Raw genomic sequence first — 953 nt, 5'->3', positions numbered from 1 at the left:
GAACTGACCGCCAAGTGGCAGGCCGAGAAGGACCAGCTGCAGGGCGCGCAGAAGATCAAGGAGGATCTGGAAAAGGCCCGCACCGAACTGGAGACCTCGCAGCGCGACGGCAACTGGGGCCGCGCGGGCGAACTGGCCTATGGCGTCATTCCCGGGCTGGAGAAGGCGCTGAAGGAGGCCGAGGAGCATGCCAGCAGCCGCATGCTGAACGAGGAGGTCCGCGACAGCGACATCGCCGCGGTGGTCAGCCGGTGGACCGGCGTGCCGGTCGACAAGATGCTGGCCGGCGAGCGCGAGAAGCTGCTGGCGATGGAGGAGAAGCTGCGCGGCCGGGTGATCGGCCAGGACGAGGCCATCGTTGCAGTGTCCAACGCCGTGCGCCGGGCGCGGGCCGGCTTGCAGGATCCGAACCGTCCCATCGGCTCCTTCTTGTTCCTCGGCCCGACCGGCGTCGGCAAGACCGAGCTGACCAAGGCGCTGGCCGAGTTCCTGTTCGACGACGAGACCGCCATGGTCCGGCTCGACATGTCGGAGTACATGGAGAAGCACTCCGTCGCCCGGATGATCGGCGCGCCTCCGGGCTATGTCGGTTATGAGGAGGGTGGGGCGCTGACCGAGGCGGTGCGTCGCCGGCCCTATCAGGTCGTGCTGTTCGACGAGGTGGAGAAGGCCCATCCCGACGTCTTCAACGTGCTGCTGCAGGTGCTGGACGACGGCCGTCTGACCGACGGGCAGGGCCGTACGGTCGATTTCCGCAACGTCGTCATCATCATGACCTCCAACCTCGGCTCGCAGGCGCTGGCCGAGCAGGCGGAGGGCGAGGACAGCGCCGCCGTACGCGACGAGGTGATGGAAGCCGTCCGCGCCCATTTCCGGCCTGAGTTCCTGAATCGCCTGGACGAGATCCTGCTGTTCCACCGGCTCGACCGCCGGCATATGGGCGGCATCGTCAA

Annotated in this window: 1 protein-coding gene; it reads left to right on the top strand. The window is 67.5% G+C overall.

Translation table 11 applies throughout. The features are described from left to right. Positions 1 to 953, top strand: a 953-nt coding sequence (locus I71_RS07555; RefSeq protein ID WP_042693416.1) for an AAA family ATPase, incomplete at both ends; no start/stop codon positions are given.

This window comes from Azospirillum sp. B506 (genome assembly GCF_000333595.1).
In the GTDB taxonomy this organism is placed as follows: Bacteria; Pseudomonadota; Alphaproteobacteria; order Azospirillales; family Azospirillaceae; genus Azospirillum.
Note: the sequence above shows the minus strand (reverse complement) of the source record. Positions and strands in the feature narration are given on the sequence as shown.